Source organism: Geodermatophilus sp. SYSU D00663, from assembly GCF_054050655.1.
Genome location: NZ_JBJGZT010000026.1, coordinates 16889 through 36718 on the forward strand (window position 1 = coordinate 16889; position 19830 = coordinate 36718).

The window sequence follows — 19830 nt, forward strand, 5'->3', positions numbered from 1 at the left end:
GGATGACTCCCGTAGGGACCCCTGGCCGTCGCGCGCGCGCGGCCACCGCCGGCATCGCCGTCACGGCGCTCGCCCTGACCGCCTGCGGCGGCGGTGGTGACGACGGCGGCTCCGGCGGCGGCTCGGGTGACGGCGGCGACGCGCTGATCATCGGCACCACCGACGTCATCACGACGATCGACCCGGCCGGTTCCTACGACAACGGCTCCTTCGCCGTCATGAACCAGGTCTACCCGTTCCTGATGAACACCCCGTACGGCAGCCCGGAGGTCGAGCCGGACATCGCCGAGTCGGCCGAGTTCACCGCGCCCAACCAGTACACGGTGACGCTCAAGGACGGTCTGACCTTCGCCAACGGCCACGAGCTGACCAGCTCCGACGTCAAGTTCTCGTTCGACCGCATGGTCGCCATCAACGACCCGAACGGCCCGGCGTCGCTGCTGTACAACCTGGCCGGCGTCGACACCCCGGACGACACCACCGTCGTCTTCAACCTGACCTCCCCGAACGACCAGGTCTTCCCGCAGATCCTGTCGAGCCCGGCCGGCCCGATCGTCGACGAGGAGGTCTTCGCCGCCGACGCGCTGACCCCCGACGCCGAGATCGTCGACGGCAACGCCTTCGCCGGCCCGTACACGATCACCAGCTACGAGCAGAACGACCTCATCTCCTACGAGGCCAACCCCGACTACCAGGGCCTGCTCGGCGCGCCGAAGACCAGCGCGGTCAACGTCCGTTACTACGCCGAGGCGTCGAACCTCAAGCTCGACGTCGAGGAGGGCGCGGTCGACGTGGCCTTCCGCAGCCTGTCGGCGACCGACATCGACGACCTGCGCGGCAACGACGAGGTCGAGGTCGTCGACGGCCCCGGCGGCGAGATCCGCTACATCGTCTTCAACTTCAACACCCAGCCCCACGGCGCGACGACGCCCGAGGCCGACCCGGCCAAGGCGCTCGCCGTCCGCCAGGCGGTGGCCCACCTGCTCGACCGGCAGGAGATCGCCGACCAGGTGTACCGCGGCACCTACACCCCGCTGTACTCCTTCGTCCCCGAGGGCCTGACCGGCGCCACCACGCCGCTGCGGGACCTCTACGGCGACGGCCAGGGTGGCCCCGACGCCGACAAGGCGGCCCAGACCCTGCAGGCCGCCGGCGTGCAGACCCCGGTCCAGCTGTCGCTGCAGTACTCCAACGACCACTACGGGCCGAGCTCCGGTGACGAGTACGCGCTCATCAAGGACCAGCTCGAGGCGACCGGCCTGTTCCAGGTGGACCTGCAGACCACCGAGTGGACGCAGTACTCCGAGCAGCGCACCGCCGACGTCTACCCGGCCTACCAGCTCGGCTGGTTCCCGGACTACTCCGACGCCGACAACTACCTGACGCCGTTCTTCCTCACGGAGAACTTCCTCAGCAACCACTACGCCAACCAGCAGGTCAACGACCTGATCCTGCAGCAGGCCACCACCGCCGACCCGGCGCAGCGGCAGGCGCTGATCGAGCAGATCCAGCAGCTGGTCGCCGCCGACCTGTCGACGGTGCCCTACCTGCAGGGCGCGCAGGTCGCCGTCGTGCGGACCGGCGTGGAGGGCGCCCAGGACACCCTGGACGCGTCCTTCAAGTTCCGCTACGGCGCGCTGTCCCGCGGCTGACGCGGGCAGGCGGACGACCCCGGCCCCGGGTGGCCTCCCGAACGGAGGCCACCCGGGGCCGACCCGTGTGAGGCGGACCATGTGACCGGGACCCGGCACCGGTCCTCACCGGACCTGAACGAGCAGGAGACATGACCACCACCACGACCGAGCTCACCGGCACCGGCCCCGAGGCCGACGCCGCCCCCGCCGGCGGACGCCGGCGCCGCGGCGGTGGCGGGCTGGGCAGCTACCTGCTGATCCGGTTCCTGCTGATCATCCCGACCGTCTTCGTCCTCGTGACGACGGTCTTCTTCCTCATGCGGTCCACCGGCGACCCGATCACCGCCGCGCTCGGCGGCCGCCTGCCCGCCGACGAACTGGCCCAGCGCGTGCGCGAGGCCGGCTACGACCGCCCCCTGCTGGTGCAGTACGGCGAGTTCCTCGGGGACCTGGTCCGCCTGGACTTCGGCACGACCCTCTCCGACCGGCGCCCGGTGCTCGAGGTGCTCACCGAGTTCGGTACCGCGACGCTGGAGCTGGCCGTCTACGCGCTGCTCGTCGCGTTCGTCGTCGGCGTGCCGCTCGGCCGCTTCGCCGCCTACGCCCGCGACCGCTGGCCCGACGCCGTCCTGCGCGTGTTCGCGATCTTCTGCTATGCGACGCCGGTCTTCTTCGCCGGCATGCTGCTCAAGCTGGTCTTCGCCAGCGGCCTGGGCTGGCTCCCGGTCGCCGGCCGGGCCTCCACCCGCAGCGAGATCCTCATCCAGACCGGTGTCGACGACCCGACCGGCATCTACCTGGTCGACGCGATCCGCACCGGCAACGGCGAGGTCGTCCGCGACGTGCTCGAGCACGCCGTCCTGCCCGCGGTCGCGCTCGGCCTGCTCACCGCCGGCGTCTTCCTCCGGCTGGTCCGCACCAACGTGATCGGGACGCTGGGCATGGGCTACGTCGAGGCCGCCCGCTCGCGCGGCGTCAGCGAGCGCCGGCTGCTGCGCAAGCACGCCTACCGGCCGGCGCTCATCCCGATCGTCACCGTCATGGGCCTGCAGATCGCGCTGCTGCTCGGCGGCGCGGTCCTCACCGAGACGACGTTCGAGTGGAAGGGCCTGGGCTTCCAGCTGGTGCAGTACCTGCAGGCCCGGGACTTCGTCGCCGTCCAGGGCATGGTCGTGCTGCTGGCCGTCATCGTCGCCGTGACCAACTTCGTCGTCGACGTGATCGCGGCGCTGATCGACCCGCGAGTGAGGTACTGATGGCCACCACCGTGACCCCGCGGCGCAAGCGCGGGCTGCCGCTGGTCCGCCAGTTGCGCCAGAGCGTCGGGCTGCAGCGCGGCATGCTCGTCGCGGGCCTCGTGCTGACCGGGCTCTTCCTGCTCACCGCGCTGCTCGCCGACGTCATCTCCCCGTACGGCTTCAGCCAGCTGCGCGACGGGTCCGGCTCGTTCGGCGCCCAGCGGCCCCCGTCGGGTGACCACCTGCTCGGCACCACCGTCGGCGGCTACGACGTCCTGTCGCGGGTCGTCCACGGCACCCGGACGGCGCTGCTCGTCGTGGTCGTCGCCGTGGTGCTGTCGATCTTCGTCGGCGTGCTGCTCGGACTGGTGTCGGGCTACTTCGGCGGCTGGGTCGACCGGGTGCTCGTCGTCGTCTGCGACGCCATCTACGCCTTCCCGTCGCTGCTGCTCGCCATCGTCGTGGCGATCGTGATCAGCGGTGGGCAGTCGAGCCTGTGGGGCGGCATCCTGGCCGCGGCGCTGTCGATCACCGTCATCTTCATCCCGCAGTACTTCCGCGTGGTGCGGGCCGAGGTGGTGCGGATCAAGGCCGAGGCGTTCGTCGAGTCGGCGAAGGTCATCGGGGCGGGCCACTGGCGGATCATGACCCGGCACGTGCTGCGCAACGCCACCCGCACGCTGCCGCTGATCCTCACGCTCAACGCCTCCGAGGCGATCCTCACCCTCGCCGGCCTGGGCTTCCTCGGGTTCGGCATCGAGCAGACCGCCGCCGCGGAGTGGGGCTTCGACCTCAACCGCGCGCTCTCCGACGTCACCAGCGGCATCTGGTGGACGTCGGTGTTCCCCGGCCTGGCCATCGTCCTGGTGGTCCTCGGCCTCACCCTCGTCGGCGAGAGCCTCAACGACCTGGCCGACCCGCGGCTGCGCAGCCGCCGGGCCGCCGAGTCCGGGGAGACCGGCGAGGTGTCCGTGGTGCCGGGCGGCGTGCTCGGTGCGGGTCCGGCCGGCCTGGCCGGCATCGAGGAGGTCCGGTGAGCACCACCCTGCCCGTCGGCGGCGAGCCCGTCGTCGACATCCAGGACCTGTCGGTCTCCTTCGCCACCGATGCCGGCACCGTCGCCGCGGTGCAGGACGTGAGCCTGTCGGTGGCCGCCGGCGAGGTGCTGGCGATCGTGGGGGAGAGCGGCAGCGGCAAGACCGTGACCGCGCGCAGCATCCTGGGGCTGCTGCCGGAGACCGCGACCACCCGCGGCGCGGTGCTGCTCACCCGCAAGGACGGCAGCGACGCGCACGACGTCGTCACGCTGTCCCGGTCCGGGCTCGGCGAGGTGCGCGGCCGGGACGCGGCGATGGTCTTCCAGGAGCCCTCGACCGCGCTCAACCCCGTCTACCCGGTCGGCTGGCAGATCGCCGAGGGGCTGCGGGCGCACGGCCGGCTGTCCCGCAAGGAGGCCCGTGCCAAGGCCGTCGACGTGCTGCGGCGCGTGGGCATCCCCGACCCGGAGACGCGGGTGGACCACTACCCGCACCAGTTCTCCGGCGGCCAGAAGCAGCGCATCGTCATCGCCCAGGCGCTGGTCCTCGACCCGGGCGTGATCATCGCCGACGAGCCGACGACGGCCCTCGACGTCACCGTGCAGGCCGAGATCCTCGACCTGCTGCGCCGCTGCCGCGACGAGTTCGGCGCCGCGATCGTGCTGATCACCCACAACATGGGCGTGGTGGCCGACCTCGCCGACCGGGTGGCGGTCATGTACCAGGGCCGGGTCGTCGAGCAGGCCGACGTCCGGACGCTGTTCTCCGCCCCGCGCGAGGAGTACACCCGCCAGCTGCTCGGCTCGGTGCCGCGCCTCGGCCAGGGCCGGGTGCGGACGGCGGAGCGCGCCGCCGCGCGCCCGGCCGGCTGGGAGACCGCCGCGCCGGTCGTGCAGGCGCGCGACCTGCGGATCGTCTACCCCGGCCGGCTGCGCCGGCCGGACTTCACCGCCGTCGACGGCGTCTCGTTCGCCATCCGCCCGGGCGAGGTGCTCGGCCTGGTGGGGGAGAGCGGCAGCGGCAAGACGACGATCGGGCGGGCCATCGCCGGCCTGACGAGGGTGACCGGCGGGTCCCTGTCGGTGCTCGACACCGAGATGAACGGCGTCAAGGAGAAGCGCTTCCGGCCGGTCCGCGAGCGCATCGGGTTCGTCTTCCAGGACCCCGCCTCCAGCTTCAACCCGCTGCTGACCGTGGCCGACGCCGTCGCCGAACCGCTGGTCGTGCACGGCCGCGCCGGTGACGCCCACGAGGCGCGCGGCCGGGTCGACGAGCTGCTCGAGGCGGTGCAGCTGCCGCGGGCGTTCGGCGACCGCTACCCGCACGAGCTGTCGGGCGGGCAGCGCCAGCGGGCCAGCCTGGCACGTGCACTGGCGTTGGACCCCGAGCTGCTCATCGCCGACGAGCCGACCTCGGCGCTGGACGTCTCGGTGCAGGCCCGGGTGCTGGAGCTGTTCGCGGAGCTGCAGCGCGAGCTGGGCTTCGCGGCGCTGTTCATCAGCCACGACCTCGCCGTCGTCGACCTGCTGGCCGACCGGATCGCCGTGCTCTACCGCGGCCGGCTGGTCGAGGAGGGCACCGGGGAGCAGGTGCTCGGCGCGCCGCAGCACCCGTACACGCAGCGACTGCTGGCGTCGCTGCCCGTCCCCGACCCCGCCGAGCAGGCCGTCCGCCGGGCCACCTGGCAGGAGCTGAGCCGGGCGTAGCCGGAGGACCCTGCTGCCCCCGGCCGCTCCCAGGCTCGCGGCGGCGCCCTGCAGGAGGGCCGTCCCCACGTCCCGGCCGCCGGGACGTGGGGATCGCTCCCCGTGCCTCAGTCCTCCACGACGACGTCGTCGCCGCGGCGCAGCGCCCGCTTCACCCGCAGCCGCAGCACCTTCGCGTAGCCCCGGACGAACTGGGTGTAGCCCGGCGTGGGCCCGTGGTAGCCGAGGAAGCCGCGCGGGCCCTCGACCATCTCGCCGGTGCGCACGTCGAACCGGCTCTGGTGCCACGGGCAGACCAGGCAGCCGTCCTCGTCGAGGGACCCCTCGGAGAGGTCGGCGAGCTGGTGGCGGCAGCGGCGGGACACGGCGAAGTACTCGCCGTCGCGGTTGCCCACCGCCCACCTCCCGGCCCGGCCCACCGTCCCCGGGGGCAGCCGGTCGGCGGGGATGCGGTCGGTCTCGCTCACGGGTGGTCCTCCTCGGGTCGGGACTCGGTCGACCGCCCCCTACCCGGTCGTGCCCGTCCCATCCCGCCGAAAGGGAGGCGCCCACCTAGGGTCGGGACCGTGCGCCGGCTGATGGGGGTCCTCGCAGTCACGGCCGCGGTCCTGGTCGCCGGCGGCAGCCCGGCGCTGGCCGAGCCGCCCTTCGACGTCCCCGACGAGGTGACCGACCGCGCCGGCGTGCTCGGCTCCGGGGGACTCGCGCAGGTGCAGCAGGCGGTCGACGAGCGGCAGGCCGAGGACGGCACGCAGGCGTTCGTCGTCTACGTGGCCAGCTTCGACGGCATCGACCAGGGGGCGTGGGCGCAGGCCACCGCGGAGGCGTCCGGACTCGGGTCGACCGACGTGCTGTTCGCCGTCGCGGTGGACGACCGGCGCTACGGCTACTGGGTCGACGACGCGTTCCCGCAGACGGACGCGGAGGTCGAGGAGTTCCTCGCGCGCGACGTCGAGCCCGAGCTCGGCGCCGACGACTGGGCCGGCGCCGGGGTGGCCTTCGCCGAGGGCGTCGGCGACCCGGCGGGCTCCGGCTCCGACGGTGGCTCGGGGGCCGTCACCGCCGCCGTCGTCGGAGGGGTCGCCGTCGTCGGCGGAGGTGCCTACCTGGTGGCGCGCTCGCGGCGCCGCCGGCAGGGGACGCCGCCGCCGACGACGCGGATCGAGCGGCCCGACCCGAACGCCGGTGTGCCCACCGAGGAGCTGCAGGGCCGGGCCGGCGCCGCGCTGCTCGACCTCGACGAGGCGGTGAAGACCTCCCAGCTGGACCTGGACTTCGCCCGGCTGCAGTACGGGGAGGCCGCCGTCGCCGGGTTCACCGAGGCGCTGGGGCAGTCGCGGCAGGAGCTCACCCGCGCCTTCACGCTGCGCCAGCAGCTCGACGACGAGGTCCCGGAGGACGAGCCGGCGCGGCGGCGGATCCTGGGCGAGATCCTGCAGCTCACCGCGGCCGCCGACGCCCGGCTCGACGAGCAGGCGCAGGCCTTCGAGCAGCTGCGCGACCTCGAGCGCACCGCCCCGCAGGCGCTGGAGGCGCTGGGCCCGCGGATCACCGCGCTGCACGGCAGGCTGCCGCAGGACGAGCAGCGGATGACCCGGCTGCAGCGGCGGTACGCGGCGTCCGCGCTGGCGCCGGTGGCCGACAACCTCGACCAGGCCCGCGCGCGGCTGGCCGCCGCCGAGCAGGAGGTCGCCGAGGCCCGGGCCGCGCTCGACGCCGGCCGCTCCGGCGAGGCGGTGGGCGACCTGCGGGCGGCCGAGGACGCGGTGGCCCAGGTCGGCACGCTGCTCGACGCCGTCGCCCGGCTCGAGCGCGACCTCGAGGAGGCCGCCGCCCGGCTGCCCGCCGTCCGCGCCGAGACCGAGGAGGACCTCGCCGAGGCCCGCGCCCTGGTGGCCTCCGGGGACGCCGGCGGGCTGCGGCCGCAGGTGGCCCGGGCCGAGGCGGGGCTCGCCGCGGCGGAGGAGGCCATGGGCTCCGGCGACGGCGCGCTGCCCGACCCGCTCACCGCGCTGCGAAGGCTGGAGGAGGCCGACGTCGCGCTGGAGCAGGCGCTCGCCGTCGCCCGGGACGCGCAGACCCGGGCCCGCCGGGCGGCCGCGGCGCTGGACCAGACGCTGCTGCGGGCCCGCTCGGCGGTGGCCGCCGCGGCGGACTTCGTCGCCACCCGGCGCGGCGCGGTCGGCCCCGAGGCCCGCACGCGGCTGGCCGAGGCGCAGCGCCACCTCGACGCCGCCGTCGGCACCGGGCGCACCGACCCCGAGGGCGCGCTGCGGGAGGCGCAGCTGGCCGACCAGCTCGCGCAGTCGGCGCTGCAGCTCGCGCAGGCCGACGTCGCCACGTGGTCCTCGGGCTACGGCGGCGGGTACGGCGGCGGGTACGGCGGCGGCTACGGGCCGGGGTACGGGCCGGGGTACGGCGGCGGGCGGGGCGGCGTCGACCTCGGCAGCCTCGTGCTCGGCGGCATCCTGGCCGGCGGCTTCGGCGGCGGGCACGGCCGGGGCCACGGGGGCGGGGGCCTCGGCGGTGGCTTCGGTGGTGGCCTGGGGAGCGGTGGCCTGGGGAGCGGTGGCGGGCGGCCGCGGGGCGGCAGCTTCGGCGGCTCGCGCAGCCGCGGCCGCAGCGGCGGCGGCCGCTTCTGACGCGGCTCCCGCGCACGTCCGCGGAGGTGCACGGGAGGCTCGGCGGCCCGGGCGGGTCGTCCCCGGCGCGCCGGAGGGCGGCAACCGGCTCCTCCCTGCCGGAGGAGCCGCCGGGCGCGTCAGCCCGGGTCAGCCGGGCAGCTGGCCGTAGGTGTGCTCGGGGGTGAACCGGACGACCAGGCGCCGCTCGGCCACCATCGCCCGGCGGTAGTCGTCCCAGTCCTCGTGCTCCTCGGAGATGCCGCGGTAGTAGGCGACGAGCTCCTCCACCGTGGCGTCGTGCGGGTCGGCGGCGACCGGGGTGAGCTCCGCGGTGCCCTCGACGGCCACCCACGACCAGAGGTCGCGCGAGGTCACGTGCAGGGTGAGCCGCGGGTCGGCCCGGAGGTTGCGCGTCTTGGCCCGGTCCGCGGTCACCGAGATCCGGAACAGCCGCCGCTCCGGGTCGTAGGCGTAGCCGACGGTGGACACCTGGGGCCGCCCGTCGCGCTTGACCGTGGCCAGCACGCCCATGTGGTGCTCCGCCACGAAGGCCAGGTGCCGCTCGTCGGCGGTCACCGGACCCGCCCCCGGGCCTTGAGCGGCACCGGCGGCAGCGCCGGCGCGAGCTGCCGCTGGTCCTCGTCGAACCCGGCGACGACGCCGAACCGCGGGTCGCCGTCGTTCCACCGCTCGGCGTACTCGGCGATCTCCTCGCCGGAGCGGCCGACGAAGTTCCACCACATGACCAGCCGCTCCTCGAACGGCTCGCCGCCGAGCAGCAGCAGCCTCGTGGCCGCCTCGGTCCGGATCCGCACCGACCGCCGGCCGGTGCCCAGGTAGACCATCGCCCCGTGCCCCAGCGGCGCGCCCTCGACGTCGGCCCCGCCCGAGGCGCCGAGGAGCGCGTGCTCGAAGTCCGGCTCCAGCGGCACCTCGACGTCGGCGCCCGCGGCCAGGTCCAGGTCGACGCCGACGATCGGCGTGTGCGCGGTGCCCGGCGACACCGCGCCGCCGAACCCGCCCATGAGCACCGTCGCGGTCAGCCCGTCGGAGGTGAACCCGGGCAGCGTCGCGTGGTGCTCGAAGGCAGGCGCGGTGTCGCGGGTGGCGTCGGGCAGCGCCACCCACAGCTGGGCGCCGTGCAGGAACCGCGGGTGCGGCACCGGCGACTGCTCGGAGTGCGCGATGCCGTGCCCGGCGGTCATGAGCGCGAGCTGGCCGGGGCCGAAGGTGACGTCGCTGCCGAGCGAGTCGCGGTGGTGCACGGTGCCCTGGAGCAGCCAGGACACCGTCTGCAGCCCGGTGTGCGGGTGCGGGGTCACCTGCATGCCGGAGGTCGCCGCGACGTCGTCGGGGCCGTAGTGGTCGACGAACGCCCAGGCGCCGACCATCCGGCGGCCGAGAGTCGGCAGCAGCCGCCGGACGACGGTGTTCTCCCCCAGCGGCACCTCCTTGGCGGGCAGCAGGTCGAGGGCCGGACCGGCGGCCGTGCCGTCCAGGCCACCCACCTCGCGCGGGGTGGGGCGGGGCTCGGTGTTGCTCATGGGCGGACCTCCGGACGGCGGACGGTGGGCAGGGTCAGCGGGGTTCGGGCGCGGTCGGGCAGCGCAGCGCGGCCAGGTCCCAGCCGGCGCGGCGGGCGCCGGCGGCGTAGGCGCTGTCCAGGAACTCCAGGACGGTGGCGCGCGGGTCGGCCGCCGCCCGCACGTCCTCGTAGGGCAGCAGCGCGAGGTGGGCGCCGCGGCTGTCGATCCACCGCGCCGCCGCCGGCCGCAGCGGCTCCTCGGCCAGGCCCGCGGGCTCGGGCGCGGTGTAGGAGTAGAACGCCGGCTCCGGGACCTGGTCGTCGCCGAACCAGAAGCCGGCGCTGACCACCTCGTGCGAGTAGGCCTCGCGGGTGACCGGGTCGACGGTGTCCGGCTGCTCCACCCGGCGGTCGGAGAAGCGGGTGACGGCCAGGTCGAAGGTGTGCCAGAAGTGGTGCACCGGGCTGGTCTTGGCGTAGCTGCGGCCGGCGAACTCCTCGAGCACCTGGGCCACCTGGCCGAGCACCACCCAGTAGCGGGTCACCGCGGCGCGGTCGTAGGCGGCGTGGTGCTCGTCCTCGGCGAACGGCGTGCGGTCGGCCAGGTCGAAGGGGACGGGCAGCTCGACGGTCGCGGGCAGGCCCAGCGCCGACAGGCTGCCGAGCAGCTGCCGGTAGAAGGCCGCCACGCTCAGCCCGGGCAGCGGGAACGACGTCCGCCGCCCGTCGGCCACGGCGATCTCGAGCCGGTGGTCGACCAGGTCGAGGTCGACGGCGAAGACGGGGTCGAAGCCCATTGGCCGGGTGGTCAGGCCGCGGCCGGTGAGGTGGAAGGGGACGTGCCACCAGTGGTTGCGCCGCGGGGCGTTGGCCAGCCGCAGCTTGCCCACGACCTGCAGGAACCGGTGCAGGGTGTCCTTGGTGTCGGCCCAGTCGGCCAGCGGCACGGGCGGGAAGACGGGCACGGGGGCTCCTCGGTCGGCGGTCGCGGCCAGCATGCAGGCCCCGGCGGCGGCGCGGAAGCCGCCACCGGGGCCGTGCTCACCGTCCGTTGCTCACCGTCCGTTGCTCACCGTCCGCTGCTCACCGTCCGCTGCTCACCGTCCGGTGCTCACTGCCCGGTCCCGCCGCGCACGGCGGCGTGCGCGTAGGTGGCCGGGATGCTGCCGAGCCGGCCGGCCCGGGAGTCGGCGAACGCGTCGAGCAGCTCCTGCCGGGTGTTCATGACGAACGGCCCGTACATCGCGATCGGCTCACGGATCGGCCGCCCGCCGAGGACGACGACGTCGAGCGCCGGCGTGCGCGACTCCTGCCGCACCGCGCCGCGGACGGTCACCGTGTCACCGGGGCCGAGGACGGCGAGCCGGCCGGTGCGCACCGGCGCCCCGTCGATGCCGACCGAGCCGGCGCCGGACAGGACGTAGACCAGTGCGTTGAACGAGGGGTCCCACGGCAGGTCGAGCGTCGCGCCGGGGGAGACGGTGGCGTGCACCATCGCCATCGGCGTGTACGTCGAGCCCGGCCCGCGGTGTCCGGCGACGTCGCCGGCGATGACCCGCAGCAACGCGCCGGCGTCGGGGCTGGCCAGCAGCACCGACCGGTCGGCGCGCAGGTCCTGGTACCGCGGCTGCACCCACTTCTGCGCCCGCGGCAGGTTCACCCACAGCTGCAGGCCGTGGAACAGCCCGCCGCTGGCGACGAGGTGCTCCGGCGGCCGCTCGACGTGCAGCACGCCGCCGCCGGCGGTCATCCACTGCGTGTCGCCGTCGCTGATCGTGCCGCCGCCCCCGTGCGAGTCGGCGTGCTCGAAGGTGCCGTCGAGGATGTAGGTGACGGTCTCGAAGCCGCGGTGCGGGTGCCAGGACGTGCCCCTGGGCTCACCGGGGGCGTACTCGACCTCGCCCATCTGGTCCATGTGCAGGAACGGGTCCAGGTCGCGCAGGTCGACCCCGGCGAAGGCGCGGCGGACCGGGAAGCCCTCGCCCTCGAGGCCCGACGGCGCGGTGGTCACCGAGCGGGTGCGGCGGCGGACCGTGCCCGGCCCGGGCAGCGGGACGCGCGGCAGGGTGGTGGTGTCCTCGACGGTGACGGCGGGCATCGCCGGCCTCCTCAGTTGAGCTCTCAACCAGTGGCGACCACAGCACCGCGTGCGGCGGATCTGTTCCCGGTCGTTTCGCCCGCCCGCGCACCGGTCACGCCCCGGGGGTGGACGAGGTCGGCCGGCGGCCCGGTTGCCCGAAGCGCATGGTCTTCGGTCCGTGCGGCGGGGTCCGGGACGACGGCCGCTGCGAGGTCGCCGAGGAGCGGTGCGTCTTCGTCGACGACCCCGCGCCGGCGTGGGAGGCGCCGGCGCCGCCCCCCGCGCCGCCCCGGCCGGGCGGCCTGCTCGACCGCGCCCGCACCCGGCCCGTCGTGCTGACCGACCTCAGCGTGGCGCCCTACGACCCGGCCTCCCTGCGCCGGGTGGTCGGGGCGCTGGCCCCCGTCTCCGACGGGCTGCTGGTGGGCGAGCACGCCAACCGCCCGGACTTCCCGCCCACCCTCGTCGCCGCGGAGGTCCTGCAGGCCGGCGGCCGGCCGTGGACCACGCTGGCCTGCCGGGACCGCAACCGCGTCGTCCTCGAGCAGGAGCTGGCCGGCCTGGCCGCCGTCGGCGTCGACGGCGTCCTCTGCGTGACCGGCGACGCCCGCGGCCCCGGTGTCCGGCCCGGCGCCACCCAGGTCTTCGACCTCGACGGCGTCCGGCTGGCCGCGCTCGCGGCGACCGCCGGGCTGCCGGTCGCCGTCCCGGAGTCGCCGTCCGCACCGCCGGTGCACCGGCGCCCCGCCCGGGTGGCGGACAAGCAGCGGGCCGGCGCGCAGCTGTGCGTGCTCAACCACGTGCGCACGCCGGCCGAGGTGGCGGCCTTCGTCGCCGCGGCCCGCCGGGCCGGGGCCACGCTGCCGTTCGTCGCCGCGGTGGCGGTCTACACCGACGAGCGGTCGGCCCGGGTGCTCCAGGGGTTCCCCGGCCTGCACGTGGACGACGCGACGGTCGAGCGCGTGCTCGCGGCCCCGGACCCCCGGGCGGCCGGCATCGCGGCCGCGGTGGCCGAGGCCCGGGCGCTGCTGGCGGTCCCCGGGGTCGTCGGGGTCAACCTCTCCGGCCTGGCCGCGGGCGGCGGGGAGGACGCAGGGGCGCAGGTCAAGGCGGAGGTCGCCGCCGCCGTCCGGGAGGTCGCGTGAGCGAGCTGGAGAGCGAGGCGATGGAGGCCGAGTTCGGCGACGTCGCCGGCTGGACCGAGGAGGCGGTGCGGGCGCTGGGGGCCGGGCACGCCATCCCGGCCGGGTGCCGCGGCAGCGGCAGCGAGGGCGCGCTGCGCTGGCTGGCCGACCGGCTGGCGCTGCGCCCGGGCAGCCGGGTGCTCGACGCCGGCGCCGGGGTCGGCGGCCCGGCCGGCTGGCTGGCCGCCGACCGCGGGGTCCGGCCCGTGTGCGCCGAGCCGATGCACACCGCGGCGCGGGCGGCCGCCCGGTTGTTCGGCCTGCCGTCGGTCACGGCGGTGGCCCAGCGGCTGCCCTTCCGCGACGCCGCGTTCGACGCGGAGTGGTGCCTCGGGGTGCTGTGCACGACCGCCGACAAGCCCGGTGCGCTGGCCGAGCTGCGCCGGGTGCTGGCCGACGGCGGCCGGCTGGGCCTGCTGGTCTTCGTCGCCGTCGGCCCGCTGCCGCCGCCGCTGCCGGAGGGCAACGAGTTCCCCGGCGAGCGCGAACTGGCGGAGCTGGTGACCGCGGCCGGGTTCCGGCTGGGGGAGACCGCGACCGCGGACCTCGGGGACAGCCCGCCGGAGTGGAGCGGGCGGGCCGACGCCGTCGACGCCGAGGTGGCCCGCCGGCACGGGGAGGACCCGCGCTGGCGCGAGGCGCAGGAGCAGTCCCGCCGGGTGGGCCGGCTGCTCGCCGACGGCGTGCTGCGGCCGTGGCTCGGGGTCGCCGAGGCGCGCTGACGCCGGCCGCGGGGAGGGGCGGGTCAGGAGGCGAGCTCGCCCTCGGTGGCGACCACCGGCGGGCCGTGCTCGGCGATCAGCGCGGTGGTGGCGACCTCGGCGTCGTCGAGGTGGACGGCGTCGCGCGGGTCGGTCGTGTCGAGCACCCGGGTCTCGTGCCCGCGACCCACGAGCAGGACGACGTCGGCCGGGCCGGCGGCGCGCACCGCCGCCAGGATCGCCGCGCGCCGGTCCGGGACGGTGCGCACGGCCGCGTCCGCTCCCAGCAGGCCGACCCGCAGCTCGGCCACGATCGCCGCCGGGTCCTCCCCGTGGCTGCCCTCGTTGGTCAGCCAGACGACGTCGGCCGCGCGGGCGGACTCGCCCAGGCCCTGCCGCTTGTACCGGTCGCGGCGGCCGCGGGCGCCGAGCACCAGGTGCACCCGGCCGCCGGGCCCGCACAGGTCGCGGGCGGTGGTGACCGCCGCGGCCAGCGCGCGCGGGGTGTGCGCGTAGTCCACGACGACCAGCGGCCGCCCGCGCCCGCCGAGCACGGTGTTGCGCCCCCGCGGCGGCGCGACCGTGGCCAGGCCGTCGGCGATCCGCACCGGGTCCACCCCGAGCACCCGCCCGGTGGCCCACGCCGCGGCCAGGTTGGTCACGTGCACCCGGCCGACCAGCGGGCTGTGCACCCGGTGGCCGCCGGTGTCGTCGGCCAGCAGCACGTCGGTGCCGCCGGCGCCGGTGCGCCAGCCCAGGACCCGGACGTCGGCGTCCGCGGCCGAGCCCACGCGGGTCACCGGCACCGGCGCCTGGTCGGCCAGCCGCCGGCCCCACGGCTCGTCGACCACCACGACGCCGGCCGCCGCGCGGTCGCGCTCGAACAGCCGCGCCTTGCTCGCCCAGTACTGCTCGAGGGTGCCGTGGTGGTCGAGGTGGTCCTCCTCGAAGCCGGTGAACACCGCGACGTCGAAGCGCAGCCCGTCGATGCGGCCCACGTCCAGCGCGATCGAGGACGCCTCGACGACGGCCCGCCGCGCCCCGGCGTCGACCATCCAGCGCAGCAGCTCGTGCAGCTCCGGGGCCTCGGGCGTGGTCAGCGCCGTCCCGCGCGAGCGGGTGCCGACGGACGCGCCGAGCGTGCCGACGACGCCGGTGCGGACGCCCGCCGCGTCGAGCACCCCGCGCACGAGCGCGCCGGTCGTCGTCTTGCCGTTGCTGCCGGTCACCCCGACCAGGCGCAGGGCGCGCGCCGGGTCGCCGGCGAGCAGCGCGCCGAGCGGGCCGAGCTGGGCGCGCACCGAGGAGACGCGCAGCTGCGGCAGCGCGACGTCGACCGGCCGGTCCACCAGCAGCGCCGCGGCACCCGCCCGCGCGGCGGCCCCGGCGTGCCGGTGCCCGTCGCTGACCGCGCCGCGGACGCAGGCGAACAGCGAGCCGGGCGCCACCCGCCGGGAGTCGGTGACCAGGCCGCGCACGGTCAGGGCGTCGGTACCCCCGACGCGGCGGACCTCCCCGCCGGGGACGGTGGCCGCCCGCCGCTCGACGTCCGGCCAGGTCACGGCGGGGAGGGGCACCCGGCCGACGGTAGGTGGCGCGCAATGTTCTCGCAGGTCGAGCAATGCGCCCCGGCGCGTCGTCGCCGTCCGGAAACGCGCCGGACACACGCCCGAACTAGGTTCCGGACCATGGCGGACCTCTTCGACGGCTACCCACTCGGGGAGCAGTGGGACGAGATGTTCGGCGGCCCGGCGCAGCCCCGGCCGGCCTACGCCGGGCTGTTCGCGTCGCTGCAGCCGATGGCCGGCGAGGAGCTCGCCGCGCGGGCGGACCTGCTGTCGCAGACCTACCGGGACGCCGGGGTCACCTTCGCCCACGCCGGCGAGGAGCAGCCCTTCCCGCTGGACATCGTGCCGCGGGTGATCGGGGCCGACGAGTGGGCGGTCGTCGAGCGCGGCGTCGCCCAGCGGGTGCACGCGCTGGAGGCCTTCCTCGCCGACGTCTACGGCGCGGGTGAGGTCTTCGCCGACGGCGTCGTGCCGCGCAGCGTGGTCACGACGAGCGCGCACTTCCACCGGCAGGCCCACGGGCTGGTGCCGCCCAACGGCGTGCGGGTGCACGTGGCCGGGATCGACCTGGTGCGCGACGAGGCCGGCGACTTCCGGGTGCTCGAGGACAACCTGCGCTCGCCGTCCGGGGTCAGCTACGTCATCACCAACCGCGCGGCGATGAGCCAGGTGCTGCCCGAGCTGTTCGCCGACCACCGCATCGAGCCGGTCGCGGACTACCCGACCCGGCTGCTCGAGGCGCTCAAGGCCTCGGCGCCGCCCAACGTCAGCGACCCGACCGTCGTCCTGCTCACCCCGGGCGTCTACAACTCCGCCTACTTCGAGCACGCGCTGCTGGCCCGGCAGATGGGGGTGGAGCTGGTCGAGGGCCGCGACCTGGTGTGCGCCGGCAACCAGGTGAGCATGCGCACCACCGACGGCCAGCGCCGCGTCGACGTCATCTACCGGCGCATCGACGACGACTTCCTCGACCCGGTGCACTTCCGTCCCGACTCGGTGATCGGCTGCGCCGGCGTCCTCAACGCCGCCCGCGCCGGCCGGGTGACCATCGCCAACGCCGTCGGCAACGGCGTCGCCGACGACAAGCTGCTCTACACCTGGGTGCCCGACCTCGTCCGCTACTACCTCGCCGAGGAGCCGGTCCTCGACAACGCCGAGACCCACCGGCTCGACGACGAGGACACCGTGCGCTGGGTGCTCGACTCCCTCGACCAGCTGGTGCTCAAGCCGGTCGACGGCTCGGGCGGCAAGGGCATCGTCATCGGCCCGCGCGCCGACGACGCGACGCTCGCCGAGCTGGCGGAGAAGGTCCGCGCCCGGCCCCGCGACTGGATCGCGCAGCGGCCGATCGGGCTGTCGACGTCGCCGACGCTGGTGGGCGGCCGGATCGCCCCGCGGCACGTCGACCTGCGGCCGTTCGCCGTCAACGACGGCGAGCGGGTCTGGGTGCTGCCCGGCGGGCTGACCCGCGTGGCGCTGCCCGAGGGCGAGCTGGTGGTCAACTCCAGCCAGGGCGGGGGCTCGAAGGACACGTGGGTGTTCAGCCCGCCGCGGCCGGCGCCCGAGGACGACGAGCCGCCGGCGCGCACCCGGATCGAGTTCACCGCCGCCGACCTGCCCGGCGACCCGCCCGGCCAGGACCCCGGCCCGTTCGAGGACGCCGTCGCCGGCCAGTCGCAACAGCAGCAGCAGACCCTGGGGGAGACGCCGTGCTGAGCCGGATCGCGGAGTCGCTGTTCTGGATCGGCCGGTACGTCGAGCGCGCCGACGACACCGCCCGGATCCTCGACGTGCACACCCAGCGGCTGGTCGAGGACCCGTGGATCGACGAGCGGCGGGCCTGCGCGAACCTGCTCGGCCTCATGGGCGCGGGCGTGCCCGAGGAGGAGGCCGACACCGAGCGGGTGCTCGCGACCCTGGCCTTCGAGCGGGACAGCCCGAGCTCGATCGTCGGGGCGCTGTCGGCGGCGCGGGAGAACGCCCGCGGTGCCCGCGAGGTGCTCTCGGCCGAGATCTGGGAGTCGCTCAACGTCACGCACAACGCGCTGCCGCAGCAGCGCACGATGGCCCGCCGGTACGGGCCGCACTCGCTGTTCCGGTTCGTCCGCGAGCGCTCGGCCATGGTCTTCGGCCTGGCCGACTCCACGATGAGCCGCGACGAGTCCTGGCTGTTCCTCGTCCTCGGCCGCTCGCTGGAGCGGGTGGACATGACCGCGCGGATCCTCTCCACCCGCGTGCTGGCCGGGGACGCGGCGCCGTCGTGGACGCTGGTGCTGCGCTCCACCGGCGCCTACGAGCCCTACCTGCGCACCTACCGCGGCGTCGTCGACTCCAGCCGCGCAGCGGAGTTCCTGCTGCTGGACCGGCTGTTCCCGCGGTCGGTGTTCGCCGCGCTGGAGCAGGCCGAGGCGTGCCTGGCCGAGCTGGAGCGCTCCACCGTCCGCGACGCCACCCGCATCGGCGTGGCCGGCGAGGCGCACCGGATCGTCGGCCGGGCGCGCACGATGCTCGAGTTCATGCCGCCGCCCGAGCTGCTGGACCGGCTGCCGCAGCGGCTCGACGAGCTGCAGCGCACCTGCTCGCTGGCCAGCGCGGCGGTCACCGGCCGGTTCTTCACCGAGCAGGCGCCGCAGGTGTGGGTGCCCGAGGGGGTCGCGTGAGCCAGTCGCAGGTCCAGACCCAGGTCCCCGGCCGGGCGCCGCGCCCGCCCGGCGACCGCTGGCGGCTGCAGGTCGTGCACACCACCCGGTTCCGCTACGGCGGGCCGGTGCGCTCCTCCTACAACGAGGCCCGGCTGACGCCGGAGAACAGCGGCCGGCAGACGACGCTGCGCTCGCGGGTGGAGATCGAGCCGGCCGCGACCGCGTTCGCCTACCGCGACTACTGGGGCTCGACGGTCACCGCCTTCGACCTGCACACCCCGCACCGGGAGCTGGTGGTCACCGGTACCTCGATCGTGGAGGCCGGCCCCGACGTCGTCGACCACGACCACGTGGGCTGGTCCGCCCTCCGCGGCCGCCTGGTCCGCGACCGCTTCGGCGAGCTGCTGGCCCCCACGCCCCGCACCGCCATGGACCCGACCGTGGTACGCGCCGCCCGGGCCGCGGTCGGCGACGCCCCGCCGCACCAGGCCGGGCCCGCGGTGTGCCGGTTCGTCCGCGAGCACATGGAGTACCTGTCCGGCTCGACGTCGGTGCGGACGACGGCGATGCAGGCCTGGACGGCGGGCAGGGGCGTCTGCCAGGACATCTCGCACGTCACCGTGGGCCTGCTGCGCGAGCTGGGCCTGCCCGCCCGCTACGTCTCCGGCTACCTGCACCCTCGGCCGTCGGCCGGCATCGGCGAGACGGTGACCGGCGAGAGCCACGCCTGGGTGGAGTGGTGGGACGGCGGCTGGTGCGCCGCCGACCCCACCAACGGCGTCCCGATCGGGCCGCGGCACGTGACCCTGGGCCGCGGCCGCGACTACGGCGACGTCCCGCCGTTCACCGGCATCTTCTCGGGCCCGCGCAGCGAGGGGCACACGGTGACCGTGGAGGTCACCCGGCTGGCCTAGGAGCCCCTCGCCCGGGAGCTCCCCGCCCGGGAGCCCCTCGCCCGGGGAGCCCCTCGCCCGGGGAGCTCCTCGCCCGGGAGCCCCTCGCCCGGGGAGCCCCTCGCCCGGGGAGCTCCTCGCCCGGGAGCCCCTCGCCCGGGGAGCCCCTCGCCTAGAAGCCCCGGAGCAGCCGGGCGACGCCGGTGAGCTCCTCCTCGGCGTCGGCGTCGGGGAGCACCTCGGTGCGGTCGGCCAGCCGCGGCCGCCACGCGGGCGGGGCGGACTCCAGCCAGGCGGCGCCGGCGTCGGTGAGGCGGCCGTCGGAGCGCAGCGGCGCCCAGCCGCGCAGGAAGCGCAGCCCCTCGGCGGCGGTGACCAGGGTGCGGGCCACGCCGCGGCCGCGGTACACCGGCTCGACGGTGACGTCGTCGACCAGGCCGGAGCGGATCCACCAGCGGACCTCGGCGATCCGGTCGGTCATCCGCACCCCGGCGGCGGCGACCTCGTGCGGGCGGACGACCGCGCCGGGCCGGAAGGCGTTGCCGCGGAAGGCCAGCAGCGAGGCGGCCGGGACGGCGCTGGTCGCGTGGGTGACCTCGGCGAACCACATCGGCGGGCAGGTCCCCGACAGCTCCTCGGCGACCTCGATGCGCACCACCCGGCCGTCGGAGGCGCGGTGCCGGACGTCGACCTGCCAGCCGGCGGGGCGGCGCCCGCGGGCGTCGACGGCGGTCATGTCGACCGGGGTGCCGTCGGGGAAGCGGTCGGAGTTGACCGCCACCAGCGAGTACTCGACGGGGCCGGGGCCGCGGCGCAGCAACCGGGCCCACCACAGCGCCGTCGTCCCCGGGGCGGGCTCGGCCAGCGGCGGGACCGCCCGCAGGCGCGGTGCCGCCGGCGCCGGGGCCGGGAACGCCGTGTCGTGGGCCGCTGCCGTCATGCTCATGTCGTCCTCCGCTCGTCCGCCCCGGACACCCGGGGTGTGCTGCCGATGACTC

Annotated in this window: 17 protein-coding genes; 10 read left to right on the forward strand and 7 right to left on the reverse strand. The window is 76.0% G+C overall.

What is annotated here, in order from left to right; genetic code table 11:
- Positions 1–2 precede the first annotated feature (2 nt).
- The 4 genes from ACI79Z_RS18265 to ACI79Z_RS18280 all read left to right on the forward strand — a co-directional run bounded on the left by ACI79Z_RS18265 (position 3) and on the right by ACI79Z_RS18280 (position 5615).
- Entirely contained in the window at positions 3–1652 is a 1650-nt protein-coding gene (locus ACI79Z_RS18265) for an ABC transporter substrate-binding protein (protein ID WP_387987501.1), read from the forward strand.
- A 131-nt stretch (positions 1653–1783) separates the two neighbouring features.
- The gene (locus tag ACI79Z_RS18270) at positions 1784–2890 is read left to right on the forward strand and encodes an ABC transporter permease (protein WP_387987499.1); all 1107 of its coding nucleotides are present in this window, start codon (positions 1784–1786) and stop codon (positions 2888–2890) included.
- Complete coding sequence (locus ACI79Z_RS18275) at positions 2890–3909, forward strand: ABC transporter permease (protein ID WP_387987497.1); 1020 nt, start codon at positions 2890–2892, stop codon at positions 3907–3909. The genes ACI79Z_RS18270 and ACI79Z_RS18275 overlap by 1 nt, the downstream gene beginning before the upstream one ends.
- Entirely contained in the window at positions 3906–5615 is a 1710-nt protein-coding gene (locus tag ACI79Z_RS18280; protein ID WP_456903429.1) for an ABC transporter ATP-binding protein, read from the forward strand. The genes ACI79Z_RS18275 and ACI79Z_RS18280 overlap by 4 nt, the downstream gene beginning before the upstream one ends.
- Before the next feature lie 107 nt (positions 5616–5722).
- On the opposite strand, the gene ACI79Z_RS18285 is transcribed toward ACI79Z_RS18280, so the two are convergent.
- Entirely contained in the window at positions 5723–6082 is a 360-nt protein-coding gene (locus ACI79Z_RS18285; protein ID WP_387987494.1) for a Rieske (2Fe-2S) protein, read from the reverse strand.
- Between the two features lie 111 nt (positions 6083–6193).
- Between ACI79Z_RS18285 and ACI79Z_RS18290 the strand changes: the two genes are divergently transcribed.
- Positions 6194–8257, forward strand: a complete 2064-nt coding sequence (locus tag ACI79Z_RS18290) for a TPM domain-containing protein (RefSeq protein WP_456903430.1) — start codon at positions 6194–6196, stop codon at positions 8255–8257.
- A gap of 129 nt (positions 8258–8386) precedes the next feature.
- Here ACI79Z_RS18290 and ACI79Z_RS18295 read toward each other — a convergent pair whose 3' ends face one another.
- The 4 genes from ACI79Z_RS18295 to ACI79Z_RS18310 form a co-directional block, all read right to left on the reverse strand.
- Entirely contained in the window at positions 8387–8815 is a 429-nt protein-coding gene (locus ACI79Z_RS18295; RefSeq protein ID WP_387987491.1) for a PPOX class F420-dependent oxidoreductase, read from the reverse strand.
- Entirely contained in the window at positions 8812–9783 is a 972-nt protein-coding gene (locus ACI79Z_RS18300; protein WP_456903431.1) for a pirin family protein, read from the reverse strand. Before ACI79Z_RS18300 ends, ACI79Z_RS18295 begins: the two co-directional genes overlap by 4 nt.
- Before the next feature lie 34 nt (positions 9784–9817).
- Positions 9818–10729, reverse strand: coding sequence for a DUF5996 family protein (locus ACI79Z_RS18305; protein ID WP_456903432.1), 912 nt, complete (start codon positions 10727–10729; stop codon positions 9818–9820).
- 146 nt (positions 10730–10875) lie between these two features.
- Positions 10876–11862, reverse strand: coding sequence for a pirin family protein (locus ACI79Z_RS18310; RefSeq protein WP_387987487.1), 987 nt, complete (start codon positions 11860–11862; stop codon positions 10876–10878).
- A 107-nt stretch (positions 11863–11969) separates the two neighbouring features.
- On the opposite strand from ACI79Z_RS18310, the gene ACI79Z_RS18315 reads away from it, so the two are divergent.
- Both ACI79Z_RS18315 and ACI79Z_RS18320 read left to right on the forward strand, forming a co-directional pair.
- Positions 11970–12989, forward strand: a complete 1020-nt coding sequence (locus ACI79Z_RS18315; RefSeq protein WP_456903433.1) for a methylenetetrahydrofolate reductase C-terminal domain-containing protein — start codon at positions 11970–11972, stop codon at positions 12987–12989.
- Positions 12986–13750, forward strand: coding sequence for a class I SAM-dependent methyltransferase (locus ACI79Z_RS18320; protein WP_456903434.1), 765 nt, complete (start codon positions 12986–12988; stop codon positions 13748–13750). Before ACI79Z_RS18315 ends, ACI79Z_RS18320 begins: the two co-directional genes overlap by 4 nt.
- Positions 13751–13773: 23 nt before the next feature.
- On the opposite strand, the gene ACI79Z_RS18325 is transcribed toward ACI79Z_RS18320, so the two are convergent.
- A complete protein-coding gene (locus tag ACI79Z_RS18325) occupies positions 13774–15306 on the reverse strand; it encodes a Mur ligase family protein (protein WP_456903435.1) in 1533 nt (510 codons plus the stop codon).
- A 111-nt stretch (positions 15307–15417) separates the two neighbouring features.
- Here ACI79Z_RS18325 and ACI79Z_RS18330 point away from each other — a divergent pair, with 111 nt between their 5' ends.
- The 3 genes from ACI79Z_RS18330 to ACI79Z_RS18340 are packed head-to-tail and all read left to right on the forward strand — an operon-like array spanning position 15418 to position 18853.
- Entirely contained in the window at positions 15418–17013 is a 1596-nt protein-coding gene (locus tag ACI79Z_RS18330) for a circularly permuted type 2 ATP-grasp protein (protein WP_387987480.1), read from the forward strand.
- Complete coding sequence (locus tag ACI79Z_RS18335; RefSeq protein WP_387987478.1) at positions 17007–17957, forward strand: alpha-E domain-containing protein; 951 nt, start codon at positions 17007–17009, stop codon at positions 17955–17957. Before ACI79Z_RS18330 ends, ACI79Z_RS18335 begins: the two co-directional genes overlap by 7 nt.
- Entirely contained in the window at positions 17954–18853 is a 900-nt protein-coding gene (locus tag ACI79Z_RS18340; protein WP_387987477.1) for a transglutaminase family protein, read from the forward strand. The genes ACI79Z_RS18335 and ACI79Z_RS18340 overlap by 4 nt, the downstream gene beginning before the upstream one ends.
- 151 nt (positions 18854–19004) lie before the next feature.
- On the opposite strand, the gene ACI79Z_RS18345 is transcribed toward ACI79Z_RS18340, so the two are convergent.
- A complete protein-coding gene (locus ACI79Z_RS18345; RefSeq protein ID WP_387987476.1) occupies positions 19005–19778 on the reverse strand; it encodes a hypothetical protein in 774 nt (257 codons plus the stop codon).
- Positions 19779–19830 lie beyond the last annotated feature (52 nt).

What these genes read in the sequence shown, in the direction of transcription:
- ACI79Z_RS18265 (WP_387987501.1), top strand. Translation starts at nt 3, where the DNA reads ATGACTCCCGTAGGGACCCCTGGCCGTCGCGCGCGCGCGGCCACCGCC.
- ACI79Z_RS18270 (WP_387987499.1), top strand. Translation starts at nt 1,784, where the DNA reads ATGACCACCACCACGACCGAGCTCACCGGCACCGGCCCCGAGGCCGAC.
- ACI79Z_RS18275 (WP_387987497.1), top strand. Translation starts at nt 2,890, where the DNA reads ATGGCCACCACCGTGACCCCGCGGCGCAAGCGCGGGCTGCCGCTGGTC.
- ACI79Z_RS18290 (WP_456903430.1), top strand. Translation starts at nt 6,194, where the DNA reads ATGGGGGTCCTCGCAGTCACGGCCGCGGTCCTGGTCGCCGGCGGCAGC.
- ACI79Z_RS18300 (WP_456903431.1), bottom strand. Translation starts at nt 9,783, where the DNA reads ATGAGCAACACCGAGCCCCGCCCCACCCCGCGCGAGGTGGGTGGCCTG.
- ACI79Z_RS18310 (WP_387987487.1), bottom strand. Translation starts at nt 11,862, where the DNA reads ATGCCCGCCGTCACCGTCGAGGACACCACCACCCTGCCGCGCGTCCCG.
- ACI79Z_RS18330 (WP_387987480.1), top strand. Translation starts at nt 15,418, where the DNA reads ATGGCGGACCTCTTCGACGGCTACCCACTCGGGGAGCAGTGGGACGAG.
- ACI79Z_RS18345 (WP_387987476.1), bottom strand. Translation starts at nt 19,778, where the DNA reads ATGAGCATGACGGCAGCGGCCCACGACACGGCGTTCCCGGCCCCGGCG.